Raw genomic sequence first — 14,152 nt, 5'->3', positions numbered from 1 at the left:
GTGTCAGGCGACGGCCACCCGGTTCTGGACCACGGCCGAGAAGAAGTATCCGCCGTCGTTGAACGGCACCTGGTCCGGCTGGGTGCGCCCGGTGACGTCGGTCGCGCGGGCCAGCAGCACGTGTTCCCCCGAGGACCGGGGCCGCCACGGGTGCGACCACTGCGTCCAGCCACTGCCGCGGGCACGGTCGGTACGCGCGCGCTGCCACGTCTCGCCACCGTCGGTGCTCACCTCGACGCGGCGGATCGCTCCCGCACCCGACCACGACCGCCCGGTCAGCACCGTGCGGCGGCCGCTCGCCAGCCCGGTCGGCGGCTCGAACACCGACTTCACCGGGAGGACGGTCAGGGGCGGCGAGTCCGCGGGGTAGTCCGGCCCGGTCATCCGGTACCACTTCGTGTTCCAGGGCGAGGTCAGGGTCGTACGCGACACCTCGAGCTCGCCGAGCCACTTGATGCTGGCGATGCCGACCCAGCCCGGCAGGAGCAGGCGTACGGGGAAGCCGTGGTCGGGCAGCAGCGGCCGCCCGTCCATCGCGTAGACGAGCAGGGCGTCCTCGAGGGCCTTGGCGACGGGGAACGGGCGGCGCACACGCCCGTAGTCGACTCCCCCGCTGACGAACGGCTCGTCGAGCCCGGTGGCCTGGATGTCGACCGCGTCGCGACGGATCCCCAGCCGCCGCAGGACGAGTGACAGCGGCACCCCGGTCCAGCGCACCGTCCCCACCGCTCCGAGGCCCCACGCCGTCCCGCTCACCGGCGTCCCCTGCTGGGTCGCGAACAGGGTCCGACCGTTTCCGGTGCACTCCAGGACGGTGGTGACGGTCCGCGCCGGGAGACGACGGAGGTCGCGGTAGGTCAGCACGTGCGCTCGCTCCGGCGTGCGGGGATCCGCGAGCCCGTCACCGTGGATCCTCAGCTCCCAGGTGCGGGCGTCGATGATCGGCGTGCGCGTGTGGTTGCGGACGAAGAGCCGCTCGGGTGCCGTGAGGTAACGGCGCGGGTCCACCGAGTCCCACCGCATCTCCGCGTTGGTCCCGAGCGGCACGAACCACTCCGGGGGCAGCGGCTTGAGGATCGGTCCTTCGGTCAGAGGGACGAGAGACCCTGGGGCGGGTGCCGCTGCGGCCGCCGATCCTCCGACCGCGCGCGCAGCGACGAGGGCGGCGGCCGCGCCGGCACCGAGCCGGAGGACGTCGCGACGGGCGTAGGACGACGAGGCAGGCGGCATGCCCGTGACGCTAGAGGGCGTCGATGCTCGCGGGCAGGGTTTCGCGCGCTCCGATCACAACGCTCGCGCAGGTCGTCTCGCGCACGCGCTCAGGAGAGCGACCGTACCCAGTTGCGCAGCAGCGCCGCGCCCGCGTCGCCGGACTTCTCCGGGTGGAACTGGGTGGCCGAGAGCGGCCCGTTCTCCGCGGCGGCCACGAACCGGTCTCCCCCGTACGACGCCCAAGTGACCCGCGCCGGCATCGCCGCATGGGTGTCGGTCAGCTCCCAGCGGCGTACGCCGTAGGAGTGGACGAAGTAGAACCGCTCGTCGGCGATCCCGTCGAACAGGACCGAGTCGGCGGGTGCCTCGACGGTGTTCCACCCCATGTGCGGCACGATGTCGGCGTCGATCCGCTCCACGGTGCCAGGCCACTCGCCGCACCCCTCGGTGCGCACCCCGTGCTCGATCCCGGTCTCGAAGAGGATCTGCATCCCCACGCAGATCCCGAGCACCGGGCGTCCTCCGGCGAGCCGTCGACCGATCAGCTGGTCGCCGCGGACCGCCCGCAGACCCTGCATGCAGGCGGCGTACGCCCCGACCCCGGGCACGACGAGGCCGTCCGAGCCGAGGGCGGTGGCGAAGTCGGAGGTCAAGGTCACCTTCGCGCCGGCCCGCTCGAGCGCGCGCACCGCCGACCGCAGGTTGCCCGACCCGTAGTCGAGGACGACGACGTCCGGGCTCACAGGGCACCCTTCGTGCTCGGCACCCCGGTCTCGCGCGGATCGCGCTCGACGGCCTGGCGCAGGGCACGGGCGACGGCCTTGAACTGGGCCTCCGCGATGTGGTGCGGGTCGCGACCGGCCACGAGCCGGACATGCATCGTCAACCCCGCGTGGTGGGCGAGCGACTCGAGGACGTGCTGCGTGAGGGAGCCGCTGTACTGACCGCCGATGACGACCGTCACCTGCGACTCGGGCTCACCGCTGTGCACGAAGTAGGGGCGTCCCGACACGTCGACGACAGCCTGGGCGAGCGCCTCGTCCAGGGGCACGAGCGCGTCGCCGTACCGTCGGATGCCGGCCTTGTCGCCCAGCGCGGCCTTGATCGCCTCGCCGATGCAGATCGCGGTGTCCTCGACCGTGTGGTGGGCGTCGATGTGGAGATCACCCTCCGACCGCACCGTGAGGTCGATCAGCGAGTGGCGCGAGAGCGCGGTGAGCATGTGGTCGTAGAAGCCGACGCCCGTGGAGATGTCGTGCGTCCCGGTACCGTCCAGGTCGGCCTCCACCACGACGTGGGACTCGGAGGTCTTGCGCTCTACCCGGGCGCGGCGGGGTCCGGTGGTCTCGATCGTGGTCATGCGTTCTCCTGACGGATCGACGGGGTCTCGAGGGTGGTGACCAGGGCCTCGCGGAAGGCCGTCATCTCCTCGGGCGTGCCGACGCTGACCCGCAGCCACCCCTCGGGACCGGTCTCGCGGATGAGGACGCCCTGGTCGAGCAGGCCCTGCCACACGGCGTGCCGGTCGCCGAACGTGCCGAACAGCACGAAGTTGGCGTCGGAGTCGACGACCTCGAGGCCCTGCTCGCGCAACCAGCGTGCCGTCTCGTCCCGCGTCTCCCGAAGCTCGGCCACCCGTGCCAGCATCTCGTCGGCGTGACGCAGCACGGCGAGCGCCACAGTCTGGGTGACGGCCGACAGGTGGTACGGGAGGCGGACGATGCGGAGCGCGTCGACGATCGCGGGGTCGGCCGCCAGGTAGCCGACCCGGCCTCCGGCGAACGCGAACGCCTTGCTCATCGTGCGTGTGACGACCAGCCGGGGGTGCTCGCCGAGCAGCGACAGCGCGGTCGGGGTCTCCGGCCGGCGGAACTCCGCGTACGCCTCGTCGACGACGACCAGGCCGGGCGCCGCGTCGCAGACCGCGCGCACCGCCTCGAGGGTCAACGACTCCCCTGTCGGGTTGTTGGGCGACGCGAGCAGGACGACGTCCGGCTGCTCCGCGGTGACCAGAGCGAGCGCGGCCTCGACGTCGAAGGTGAAGTCGTCGGCGCGGCGACCGGTGAGCCAGCGCGTGTGGGTGTTGCGGGCGTACTCGGGATACATCGAGTACGTCGGGGTGAACGACGCGGCAGTCCGCCCAGGGCCGCCGAAGGCCTGCAGGATCTGCTGCATGACCTCGTTGGAGCCGTTGGCCGCCCACACCGCGTCGGCGGTGAGACCGTGCCCGAGGTACGACGCCAACGCCGTCCGCAGCGCCCACGCCTCACGGTCGGGGTAGCGGTTGAGGTCCGTGGCGACCACGCGCAGCGACTCGGCGACGTCGTCGGCCGTGGCCTTGGACGGGCCGTACGGGTTCTCGTTGACGTTCAGCTGCACGGGGACGTCGAGCTGCGGCGCGCCGTACGGCTCGAAGCCTCGGAGATCGGCCCGGATGGGCACCCACTCCGGGACGCTCACGAGCCGCTCCTCCCCTCAGGTGCGTCGAGACGCGCCGACACGGCCGCGCCGTGGGACGGGAGGTCCTCTGCCTCGGCGAGGACCACGACCTCGGGGCCGACCTCACGCAGCGCCGGCTCGTCGTAGGTGACGACCTGCATGGTCTTGCAGAACGAGCGCACCGACAGCCCCGAGGAGCGGCACGCGCAGCCTGCGGTGGGGAGCACGTGGTTGGAGCCGGCCGCGTAGTCGCCGAGCGAGACCGGCGACCAGCTCCCGACGAACACCGCGCCGGCGTTCTCGACCTGCGAGGCGACACCGGCGGCGTCGGCGGTCTGGATCTCCAGGTGCTCGGCGGCGTAGGCGTTGACGACCTCGAGGCCCTGCTGCACGTCGCGGACGAGAACGGTCGCCGACTGCGTGGACGTCAGCGCGGTCTGGATGCGCTGGGCGTGCTTGGCCGCGGGCACCTGGCGGGCCAGCTCCTCGTCGACGGCGTCGGCCAGAGCGGGGCTCGGGGTCACCAGCACGGCCGCCGCGAGGGGGTCGTGCTCGGCCTGGCTGATCAGGTCCGCGGCGACGAAGGCCGGTGTCGCCGTGTCGTCGGCCAGGATCGCGATCTCCGTCGGCCCGGCCTCGGAGTCGATCCCCGTCACGCTCTGCACCAGGCGCTTGGCCGCCACCACGTAGATGTTGCCCGGTCCGGTGACCAGGTCGACCGGCTCGCACGGGCCGGCGCCATAGGCGAACATCGCGATCGCCTGGGCGCCGCCGACGGCGTACACCTCGTCGACACCCAGCAGCGCGCAGGCGGCCAGGACCGTCGGGTGCGGAGCGCCGCCGTACTCGCGCTGCGGCGGCGTCGCCAGGGCCAGCGACCGGACGCCCGCGACCTGGGCCGGGACGGCGTTCATGATGACGCTCGAGACCAGCGGGGCGAGCCCGCCCGGGACGTACAGGCCGACGCGTCCGACCGGCACGATGCGCCGCTCGACACGGGCTCCGGGGCCGAGGTCGGTGACGACGTCGCGATCGAGCTCGGCCTCACAGGTCGCGCGGAGCCGGCGGATCGACTCCTCGAGCGCGGCGCGGACGTCGGGCGCCAACGACGCGAGCGCAGCGTCGGCCTCCTCGGCCGGCACCGCGAGGGACGCGCGTTGCACCTGGTCGAACCGCTCGGTCGCGTCCAGCACCGCCGCCTCACCGCGGTGTCGCACGTCGTCGACGACCGGACGGACGACCTCGACGGCCGCCTCGACGTCGAACGGCGCGCGAGGAAGCAGCGCGCGGTACTGCGCGGAAGTCGTGCCCGCGGGGGTCTCCCGCAGGTCGGTGCGACGGATCATGCCTCAAGTCTACGGAGAGTGACGCGTCGGCCCTGCCCGTGTCCGCCGCGCGGCTAGGCTGACGGCGTGGCACGCGCGATCCCGCTGTTCCCCCTCGGAAGCGTCGTCCTCCCGGGACAGACGGTGTCCCTGCACGTCTTCGAGGACCGCTACCGCGAGCTCGTCACCTATCTGCTCGACCTCCCCGAGCCCGAGCGCCGGTTCGGCATCGTGTCGATCCGCGAGGGCTACGAGGTCGGCGAGAGCGGGGTGCAGTCCATCCACCGGGTGGGTGTGGAGGTGGCACTGACCGACGTGACCGGCTACGACGACGGACGGTACGACGTGACCGTGGACGCGATCGGCCGGATCCGGCTCGACGCGGGTGTCACGGGCGAGAGCTTCATGTGGGGCCACGTCGAGGACCTGGAGGAGCCCGTGGGCGAGGGAGCGGTCGTGGCCGCCGACAAGGCGCACGCCGTGTTCGACGTCTACCGCACCGAGCTCAACCGCTTCCGGCTGGACGCGAGCGTCGACGACCTGCCGGGCGACCCGGTCGACCTCTCCTACCTCCTGGCCTCGAGTGCGGTGCTGACGCTCCCCGACCGCCAGGAGCTGCTCGAGGCGGACGACGCGGCCGAGAGGCTGCGCCGCTACCACCACCTGATGATCACCGAGATCGGTGCCATGAGGGCGGTGCCGAGCCTCCCCGCCGTGGACGTGGCCCGTACCGCCTGGTCGCCCAACTAACGCGGCCAGGTGGCGGCTCGTCCCGTCCGCCCGTCCGCCGGCCCCGTCCGCGACGTGAAGGGTTCGGGTCGCTTTTCAGACGCAGAAACGACCCGAACTCGACACGTCGCGGACGACGGCCTCAGGCGGGCTCGACCAGGCCCGAGGGCTTCGCGGGATCCCAGCGCAGCACCGCACCGACCCCGTCGGTGAGGAGGTCGTCCTCGCCGTAGACGATCGTGATGCCGGCATCCTGCTGCGCCGCGGCCGTGCCGAGCGCGATGTCGCCGCGTCGCGCTCGGGCATCTCCGGACGAGAGCTGACGGATCTCGTCGCGGTGCATGGACAGCTCGAGCGGCTTGTCACCCACCCAGACCATGACATCGGCAAGCGTGCTGACCGGTCCTGCGACCTCGTCGGTGATGAGAAGCTCCTCCACCTGCGCCTTACGCAGGGCGTCGATGACCCGGTCGATGCCCGTCACGGCCATGGCGTTGCGGCCGAGCTCCTGACGGAAGCGGTCGACCGAGGCTGCCCGGCGCCGGACCCGGAACGCCTCGAGCACCTCGTCCACCTTCGCCTCGAACGCACCGTTGATCCCGTTGTGACGAGCGCCGCCCGGCACGTGCTCGGTGAGGTCCTTGGCGGCCGCGCCGAGCGCACCGTGAACCAGCGCGACGGCCCGGACGTCTCCGGTGATGACGAGGAGGTCAGGACGACGCTCGCTCACGATCCGGTCGAGATCCGCGGCGACGGTCTCGGCGTTGCGCTCCCACGAGTCCTCGACGCGGCTCTCGATCCGCTTGTGCGAGAGTCCTCCCCCGCGAATCTTGTTGAGCACGTCGTGGTCGCCGTCCACGCTCTCACGGACCGGTGAACCGCCGACGGCGCCGGAGGTGGAGTCGTACAGGGTGACGTCAGCGCCGGTTCGGTCGATCGCCGCCAGGAGATATCTGACGGTGTCGTCGGCCTCCCGCGCCAGGGCGAAGACGTCCGGCCCCGTGGAGAGGACGGCCTCGTCCTTGCGGGGCGGGAAGAGGAGCAGGCGGTCCATGAGGATGCCTTCGTCCGAGGCGACGATGAGACGCCCGTGCGGACCTGTGGCCCTGGTCGGCTGCAGCACCTGCTCTTCCAGCACCGCTGACATCTCCGGCGTGATCCCTTGCCCGTCGAGCGAGCGGCGGAGCTCGGACCATCGTGCCGCGACGGTCCGGTCCCCGCTCTCGGTGTCGCGACTTGCGTCCATGACCACGGTCGCCAGCATCTCGTCGGACGGAAGCTGCTCAGTCAGCCACTGGAAGTGCATGCGTGCCCCTCTCTGCGGTGGGATCCCGGTCCTGCCTGCAGGGTCACGCACTGAGCGCCCCTGGGCAGGTCATCGGCTTGCCTCCACCCTGCCCCAGCCCGACGTTGCGGACAACCGTGATGCGCCCGCGGCTCGGGGCCCCGGCTGGCCGTCAGACGCCGACGGGAGGCAGCGGCGCGTCGTCGCGGTGCGTGCCGGCGGCCGGCTCCCGCGGGAGGGTCAACCACGCGACGAGGAGCAGCCCGAGGAGCGCGGCGACCGGCCAGACGAAGAGCATCCCGTACGCGTCGAGGGCGACCTGCCCGGAGACCGTGGCACCCGCCGGCCGCGAGCCGACAGTCGGCTCAGGGGGCCCGGCCAGCACGCCTGTCCCCCATGCCACCAGCGCACCGACGACGGCGCCCAGAGCAGTCCGGACGATCACGGCGTTGCCGCCGGCGCGTCCCCAGAGCCAGGTGGCGACGGAGCCCCACAGCGCCGCGATCACCGCGCCGATCCAGGCATAGGTGACTTCGACGCCGAACTGCGCCGTCGACGCCGCCTCGTCTGCGCTCAGCCCGGACTGGTCGCCGATCCGGACGACGGTGTACTGGATGGGGTCGCTGAGCAGGGCCCAGAGGACCCCGGCGACGGCACCGGCAACGACGAAGCCGACCACCGTCGCGAAGCCACCCTTGCGTGTCCTGCGCACACGTTCCTCCTGTGCCCTGCGCCCGCGACGGGCGCGGTGTCCATCCTCCCCCACGGGGTACGGACGCGTCGGCGCGGTCACGAGACGAGGCAGCCGGGACCGAGCAGTGCCTTGAGGTCGGCGATCAACGACGACGACGGGGACACGCGAAGGCGCGGGTCCAGGCGCATGAGCTTGGTGCTCTTGGTCCCCACCAGACGCAGGTGGACCTCGGTGGCGCCGGGGTGGCTCGCGAGGACGTCGCGGAGCTGGTCGAGGGTTGGCGGAGTGCAGCGCGCGGTCGGGATGGAGAGGACGACGGGACCGTCGTCACCCACGCTCAGATCCGCGGCCGTGAGCTCGGTCGCCGCGATCTCGGGCGTGTCCTCCTTGCGCTTGAGGCGTCCCTTGACCACCACCACCGCGTCCTCGACGAGAAGGTGCCCCGACAAGGTGTAGACCGACGGGAAGAGCATCACGTTGACGGCACCCTCGAGGTCCTCGACGGTCACGATGGCCCAGGGATCGCCCTTCTTGGTCAGCTTGCGCTGGATCGAGGTCACCAGGCCGGCCACCGCGATCTGCGCCCCGTCGGGTCGCTCCTCGTCGGCGATCACATCGCCGATCGTGCAGTCGCTGGCCGCACGGAGGACGTGCTCCAGACCGAACAGCGGATGGTCGGAGACGTACAGGCCGAGCATCTCGCGCTCGTGGGCGAGCAGCGTCGTCTTGTCCCACTCGTCGAGGTCGGGGACGACGACGGCCGAACCGGCGAACCCGGCATCGGCGTCGTCCAGGCCGGCGAAGAGCGAGTCCTGCCCGATCGCCTCGTTGCGCTTGATGTCGACGTACTGGTCGACGGCATCCTCGTGGACGGTCACCAGGGCGCGGCGGTGGTGCTTGAGCGAGTCGAAGGATCCGGACTTGATCAGCGACTCGATCACGCGCTTGTTGCAGACGACCGGCGGGACCTTCTCCATGAAGTCGGCGAAGTCGGTGAACGGGGACTTCTCCGTCCGCGCCTCGACGATGGCGTCCACGACGTTGTGCCCCACGTTGCGCACGGCGGACAGACCGAACCGGATGTCGCGGTCGACGGCCGTGAAGTTGGCCTCGGAGTCGTTGACGTCGGGCGGAAGCACCTTGATGCCCATCCGGCGGCACTCGTTGAGGTAGATCGCCGACTTGTCCTTGTCTCCGCGCACGCTGGTGAGGAGGGCGGCCATGTATTCGGCCGGGTAGTGCGCCTTGAGGTAGGCGGTCCAGAACGACACGACTCCGTACGCCGCCGAGTGCGCCTTGTTGAAGGCGTAGTCGGAGAACGGCAGCAGGATGTCCCACAGCGTCTTGACCGCCGCCGCCGAGAAGCCGCGCGCGTTCATGCCGGCGGAGAAGTTCTCGAACTGCTTGTCCAGCTCGGACTTCTTCTTCTTGCCCATCGCGCGGCGGAGCAGGTCGGCCTGTCCGAGCGAGTAGCCCGCCAGCTGCTGCGCGATGGCCATGACCTGCTCTTGGTACACGATCAGGCCGTACGTCTCGCCCAGGATGTCCTCGAGGGCGTCAGCGAGCTCGGGGTGGATCGGCTCGACCTTCTCGCGCCCGTTCTTGCGGCGGGCGTACTTGTTGTGCGAGTCGGCGCCCATCGGGCCGGGACGATAGAGCGCACCGACGGCGGAGATGTCCTCGAAGCTGTCGGGGCGCATGCTCCGCAGCAGGGCTCGCATCGGGCCGCCGTCGAGCTGGAAGACGCCGAGGGTGTCGCCGCGCGACAGCAGCGCGAAGGTCTCCTCGTCGCTCAGCTCGAGGTCCTCGAGGACGACCTCCTCGCCACGGTTGGCGCGGATGTTGTCGAGGGCGTCGTCGAGGACCGTGAGGTTGCGCAACCCCAGGAAGTCCATCTTGATCAGTCCGAGCGCCTCGCACGTCGGGTAGTCGAACTGGGTGATGATCGCGCCGTCCTGCTCGCGCTTCATCACCGGGATGATGTCGAGCAACGGCTCGCTCGACATGATGACGCCGGCGGCGTGGACGCCCCACTGACGCTTGAGGCCCTCGAGGCCGACCGCCGTGTCGACCACGCGCTTGGCGTCGGGGTCGGTGTCATAGAGCGACCGGAACTCGCCGCCCTCGTTGTAGCGGGCGTGCCCGGCGTTGAAGATCTCCTTGAGCGGGACGTCCTTGCCCATGATCACCGGCGGCATCGCCTTGGTGATCCGCTCTCCCATGGAGAACGGGTAGCCCAGCACGCGCGACGCGTCCTTGACGGCCTGCTTGGACTTGATCGTGCCGTAGGTGACGATCTGCGAGACGCGGTCGTCGCCGTACTTGTCGGTGACGTAGCGGATGACCTCGCCGCGCCGACGCTCGTCGAAGTCGACGTCGAAGTCGGGCATCGAGACACGGTCGGGGTTGAGGAACCGCTCGAAGATCAGGCCGTGGACGATCGGGTCCAGATCGGTGATGCGCATCGCGTACGCGACCATCGATCCGGCGCCGGAGCCTCGGCCGGGCCCCACCCGGATGCCGTTCTCCTTGGCCCAGTTGATGAAGTCGGCAACGACGAGGAAGTATCCGGCGAAGCCCATCTTGAGGATGACATCGACCTCGAAGTCGGCGCGGGCCCGCACCTCCTCCGTGATGCCCTGGGGGTAGCGATCAGCCAGCCCGCGGTCGACCTCCTTGAGGAGCCACGTCTCCTCCGATTCGCCCTCGGGGACCGGGAACCGCGGCATGAAAGTGCCGTTGCCCTCGGTGAACTCGACCTCGCACCGCTGCGCGATCAGCAGTGTCGTGTCGCACGCCTCGGCCAGACCGGCGTCCTGCTCCCAGATCTGCCGCATCTCCTGCGGCGACTTGATGTAGTAGCCGTTGCCGTCGAACTTGAACCGCGTCGGGTCGGCCAGCGTCTTGCCGGACTGCACGCACAGCAGCGCCTCGTGCGCCGTGCTGTCCTCCGGGTTGGTGTAGTGCGAGTCGTTGGTGGCGACGAGGCGGAGGTCGAGGTCCTTGGCGAGGCGCAGGAGGTCGTCCCGGACCCGCGTCTCGATCGAGAGGCCGTGGTCCATGAGCTCGACGAAGAAGTTGTCACGGCCGAAGATGTCCATGAACTCAGCGGCGGACTGGCGAGCCCTCGCGTAGTCGCCGATGCGGAGCCACGTCTGCACCTCGCCGGACGGGCACCCGGTCGTCGCGATGAGCCCCTCGGCGTACTCGGCGAGAAGCTCGCGGTCGGCACGGGGCTTGTAGAAGAAGCCCTCGAGCGAGGACCGCGACGACAGCCGGAACAGGTTGTGCATCCCGGTGGTGCTCTCGGCGAGCAGCGTCATGTGCGTGAACGCACCGCCGCCCGAGACGTCGTCACCGCCGCCCTTGTTCCACTGGACGCGCTTGCGCTCCGAGCGGTGGGTGTCGGGGGTGAGGTAGGCCTCCATGCCGATGATCGGCTTGACCCCGGCCGCCTTCGCCTTGGCGTAGAAGTCGTACGCCCCGAACACGTTGCCGTGGTCGGTCATCGCGATGGCGTCCATCCCGAGCTCGGCCGTCCGCGCGAACATCTCGGTCAGCCGGGCCGCCCCGTCGAGCATGGAGTACTCGGTGTGGACGTGCAGGTGCACGAACGAGTCGGCGCTCGACATCGGGGTGGGGCCTCCTGGAAGAACGGGCCGGCGAGGGGGTCGATGACAGCCTACGACCACCGACCGACACCCGGGACGAGGCTCGCGGGGTGGTCTCGATCGGTGGTCGGCAGGTGTCAGTCGGCGTTGCGGATGACCTCGAGCGCACGCTCCAGGTCGTCGGGGTACGGCGAGGTGAACGTCACCCAGTCACGGGTCCGAGGATGCTCGAAGCCGAGCCTGTGGGCGTGCAGCCACTGGCGTTCGAGCCCCACCCGCTTGGTCAACGTCGGGTCCGAGCCGTAGAGCGGATCGCCGACGCACGGATGCTTCAGCGCGGCCATGTGGACTCGGATCTGGTGCGTACGACCGGTCTCGAGCTTGATCTCGAGGAGGCTCGCGAAGCGGTGCGCCTCGAGCGTCTCGTAGTGCGTCACGCTGGCCCGTCCGTCGGCCATCACGGCGAACTTCCAGTCGTGCTTCGGGTGGCGGGCGATCGGGGCGTCGACCGTGCCCTCGAGCGGGTCCGGGTGCCCCTGCACCATCGCGTGGTAGGTCTTGTCGACCTCGCGCTCGCGGAAGGCGCGCTTGAGGACGGTGTAGGCGTGCTCCGACTTCGCGACGACCATCAGCCCGCTGGTCCCGACGTCGAGCCGCTGGACGATGCCCTGTCGCTCCGGGGCACCCGAGGTGCTGATCCGGAAGCCGGCGCCGGCCAGGTGACCCACGACGGTCGGCCCGGTCCACCCGACGCTGGGGTGGGCGGCGACCCCCGCCGGCTTGTCGACGACGACGATCTCGTCGTCGTCGTGGACGATGCGGAGGTCGTCGACGATCTCGGGGACAACCTCGGCGACGTCGCGCTGCCGCGGGATCTCGACCTCAAGGAACGCCCCGGCCTCAACGCGGTCCGACTTGGACGCCGGCTTGTGGTCCACCGTGACCAGGCCGTCGGCGACGAGCTCGGCGACACGGCTGCGCGAGAGGCCCAGGAGGCGGGCCAGCGCGGCGTCGAGCCGCTCGCCCGCGAGCCCGTCCGGGACGAAGTAGGCACGCTGCTCCGCGGCTGCGGCGGGGCCGGTCATGGCGCTTCCGGCTCGGAGCCGGCCTTCTTGGCTGCCCGGGTGCCGTCGAGACCGACACCGCGGACGGTCTGCAGGACGATGATGACCGCCGCGATGTTGATCATCACGTCGGCGATGTTGAAGACCGGCCAGTTGGGTGGCCAGTCGGGGAACTGCAGGAAGTCGACGACGTGGCCCTCGAGCGGCGAGGGCTCTCGGAAGATCCGGTCGGTCAGGTTGCCCAGGGCGCCTGCCAGGAGGAGACCCAGTCCGACGGCCCACAAGGGGTCGCGCAGCTGTCGGGCCATCCGGATCACGACCACGCACACCGTGATGGCGATGAGCGTGAGCACGATCGTGAACCCGGTCGCCATCCCGAAGGCGGCGCCCGGGTTGCGCAGGAAGGTGAGGTGGAGCACGTGCGGCACGAGGACGACGGGGTCGGCGTCCTCGAGGCGTGCGACGGCGATGATCTTGGTGATGAGGTCGGTGAGGTAGCCGACCAGCGCGACTACCGCGAACAGCACGATCCGTCGGGACCGTGCTGGGGGGTGGTCGGCGTCGTGATCGGGGGTCAGCGACGTTCCTCGCGTTGCTTGCATGTCATGCACAGTGTGGCACGGGGGAACGCCATCAGCCGCATCTTCCCGATCGGCTGACCGCAGATCTCGCAGTTGCCGTAGGTGCCGGCCTCGATCCGGGCGAGGGCCTTCTCCACCTGGAGGAGAAGCTCGCGGTGGTTCGCGGCGAGCGACATCTCCGCGTCGCGCTCGAGGGACGTGGAGCCCACGTCGGCCTGGTCGTTGCCCGCCCCGTCTACTCCCCCGCTGAGGAGGTCGGCGAGTCCACGCTCGGCCACCTGGATCTCGTCCAGGAGTCGGGTCCGGTCGGCCTCCAGCGCGGCGCGGACCTCCGAAATCTCGTCGGCGGACCAGGGAGCCTCGTCGGCCTTGACAGCCAAGGAGCCGGTCGTCGTCGGGTTCGTCACAGTTCTCGGTGCTCCTGTCGTACGGGGTCGCTTCGCGGCGCCCTTGGCTGGTGTCTTCTTCGCGGTCGCCTTCTTGGCCGGCGCCGCCTTCTTCGCGGTCGCCTTCTTGGCCGGCGCCGTCTTCTTGGCCGGCGCCGCCTTCTTCGCGGTCGCCTTCTTGACCGGTGCCGCCTTCGTGGCGGTCGCCTTCTTGACCGGCGCCGCCTTCGTGGCGGTCGCCTTCTTGACCGGCGCCGCCTTCTTCGCGGTCGCCTTCTTAGCCGCCGGCGACTTCTTGGCGGTCGCCTTCTTGGCCGCCGGCGCCTTCTTCAGGGTCGCCTTCTTGGCCGGCGCCGCCTTCGTGGCGGTCGTCGTCGTGGCCGGCGCCTTCTTCGAGGGCGTCGCCTTGCTCGCCACCTTGCGTGCGGCACCCTTCACGGCTGCCACGCCGCGCGACGCGGCACTGCGCTTGCTGGTCTTGGTCGTGCTCGCCATCTCTGGCCCCCTCGATGTGCACGAAATGCCACACATCGAGGCCATCCGCTCGGGATCGCCTCGATGTGACGTGGTGCCCGAACAATAGGCGGGCGTTCGGCCGTTCACAAGCCGATTTGCCTGTGTCGCCCGCTCTGCCCGACTCCTGGCGCGCTGCACTAGACTGGTGTCCGCCGCAGGCATCGACGAGGACGCGCGGCGTACGTCTCCTGAGCACGAGCGATCCGGGGTTGGTGCGAGCCCGGAGCCCAGCCGTACGCCGTATCACCCCGGAGCCGCCGGAAGAACGGCGCACACCGTGCGCTCACTAGACCCGCGCAGCGGCAGACCA

At 70.6% G+C, this 14,152-nt stretch carries 12 protein-coding genes; 1 reads left to right on the top strand and 11 read right to left on the bottom strand.

Annotated features, from left to right (window positions below):
• Window positions 1-3 precede the first annotated feature (3 nt).
• The 5 genes from KV102_RS17640 to hisD form a co-directional block, all read right to left on the bottom strand.
• Window positions 4-1,230: a sulfite oxidase gene (locus tag KV102_RS17640; RefSeq protein ID WP_220347059.1), complete on the bottom strand. Its 1,227-nt coding sequence runs from the start codon at window positions 1,228-1,230 to the stop codon at window positions 4-6.
• Window positions 1,231-1,319: 89 nt separating this feature from the next.
• Window positions 1,320-1,955: an imidazole glycerol phosphate synthase subunit HisH gene (gene hisH, locus KV102_RS17635; protein WP_220347058.1), complete on the bottom strand. Its 636-nt coding sequence runs from the start codon at window positions 1,953-1,955 to the stop codon at window positions 1,320-1,322.
• Window positions 1,952-2,572: an imidazoleglycerol-phosphate dehydratase HisB gene (gene hisB / locus KV102_RS17630; RefSeq protein WP_220347057.1), complete on the bottom strand. Its 621-nt coding sequence runs from the start codon at window positions 2,570-2,572 to the stop codon at window positions 1,952-1,954. Before hisB ends, hisH begins: the two co-directional genes overlap by 4 nt.
• Complete coding sequence (locus tag KV102_RS17625; RefSeq protein WP_308290364.1) at window positions 2,569-3,672, bottom strand: histidinol-phosphate transaminase; 1,104 nt, start codon at window positions 3,670-3,672, stop codon at window positions 2,569-2,571. Before KV102_RS17625 ends, hisB begins: the two co-directional genes overlap by 4 nt.
• A complete protein-coding gene (gene hisD, locus KV102_RS17620) occupies window positions 3,669-4,997 on the bottom strand; it encodes a histidinol dehydrogenase (RefSeq protein ID WP_220347056.1) in 1,329 nt (442 codons plus the stop codon). Before hisD ends, KV102_RS17625 begins: the two co-directional genes overlap by 4 nt.
• 66 nt (window positions 4,998-5,063) lie before the next feature.
• Here hisD and KV102_RS17615 point away from each other — a divergent pair, with 66 nt between their 5' ends.
• A complete protein-coding gene (locus KV102_RS17615) occupies window positions 5,064-5,726 on the top strand; it encodes an LON peptidase substrate-binding domain-containing protein (protein WP_220347055.1) in 663 nt (220 codons plus the stop codon).
• A gap of 121 nt (window positions 5,727-5,847) precedes the next feature.
• Here the strand turns inward: KV102_RS17615 and KV102_RS17610 are convergent, their stop codons facing one another.
• The 6 genes from KV102_RS17610 to KV102_RS19675 form a co-directional block, all read right to left on the bottom strand.
• Window positions 5,848-7,011: a Vms1/Ankzf1 family peptidyl-tRNA hydrolase gene (locus KV102_RS17610; protein WP_220344403.1), complete on the bottom strand. Its 1,164-nt coding sequence runs from the start codon at window positions 7,009-7,011 to the stop codon at window positions 5,848-5,850.
• A 151-nt stretch (window positions 7,012-7,162) separates the two neighbouring features.
• Window positions 7,163-7,702, bottom strand: a complete 540-nt coding sequence (locus KV102_RS17605; RefSeq protein WP_220344402.1) for a hypothetical protein — start codon at window positions 7,700-7,702, stop codon at window positions 7,163-7,165.
• A gap of 77 nt (window positions 7,703-7,779) precedes the next feature.
• Complete coding sequence (dnaE, locus tag KV102_RS17600) at window positions 7,780-11,316, bottom strand: DNA polymerase III subunit alpha (RefSeq protein WP_220344401.1); 3,537 nt, start codon at window positions 11,314-11,316, stop codon at window positions 7,780-7,782.
• 116 nt (window positions 11,317-11,432) lie between these two features.
• Window positions 11,433-12,380: an RluA family pseudouridine synthase gene (locus KV102_RS17595; protein ID WP_220344400.1), complete on the bottom strand. Its 948-nt coding sequence runs from the start codon at window positions 12,378-12,380 to the stop codon at window positions 11,433-11,435.
• Window positions 12,377-12,961 carry a signal peptidase II gene (lspA, locus tag KV102_RS17590; protein WP_220344399.1) on the bottom strand — a complete coding sequence of 195 codons (585 nt, stop codon included), beginning with the start codon at window positions 12,959-12,961 and terminating at the stop codon, window positions 12,377-12,379. The genes KV102_RS17595 and lspA overlap by 4 nt, the downstream gene beginning before the upstream one ends.
• On the bottom strand, window positions 12,934-13,821 hold the full coding sequence (locus KV102_RS19675; RefSeq protein ID WP_220347054.1) for a TraR/DksA C4-type zinc finger protein: 888 nt from the start codon (window positions 13,819-13,821) through the stop codon (window positions 12,934-12,936). Before KV102_RS19675 ends, lspA begins: the two co-directional genes overlap by 28 nt.
• Between the last annotated feature and the right edge of the window lie 331 nt (window positions 13,822-14,152).

This window comes from Mumia sp. zg.B53 (genome assembly GCF_019550935.1).
Lineage (GTDB): Bacteria > Actinomycetota > Actinomycetes > Propionibacteriales > Nocardioidaceae > Mumia.
The sequence above is the reverse complement of the archived record's forward strand: the minus strand, read 5'-3'. Positions and strand labels throughout refer to the sequence as shown.

Coding starts and splice junctions, on each gene's coding strand:
- KV102_RS17640 (WP_220347059.1), bottom strand. CDS start 1,230: ATGCCGCCTGCCTCGTCGTCCTACGCCCGTCGCGACGTCCTCCGGCTC.
- hisB (WP_220347057.1), bottom strand. CDS start 2,572: ATGACCACGATCGAGACCACCGGACCCCGCCGCGCCCGGGTAGAGCGC.
- hisD (WP_220347056.1), bottom strand. CDS start 4,997: ATGATCCGTCGCACCGACCTGCGGGAGACCCCCGCGGGCACGACTTCC.
- KV102_RS17610 (WP_220344403.1), bottom strand. CDS start 7,011: ATGCACTTCCAGTGGCTGACTGAGCAGCTTCCGTCCGACGAGATGCTG.
- dnaE (WP_220344401.1), bottom strand. CDS start 11,316: ATGTCGAGCGCCGACTCGTTCGTGCACCTGCACGTCCACACCGAGTAC.
- KV102_RS17595 (WP_220344400.1), bottom strand. CDS start 12,380: ATGACCGGCCCCGCCGCAGCCGCGGAGCAGCGTGCCTACTTCGTCCCG.
- lspA (WP_220344399.1), bottom strand. CDS start 12,961: ATGCAAGCAACGCGAGGAACGTCGCTGACCCCCGATCACGACGCCGAC.
- KV102_RS19675 (WP_220347054.1), bottom strand. CDS start 13,821: ATGGCGAGCACGACCAAGACCAGCAAGCGCAGTGCCGCGTCGCGCGGC.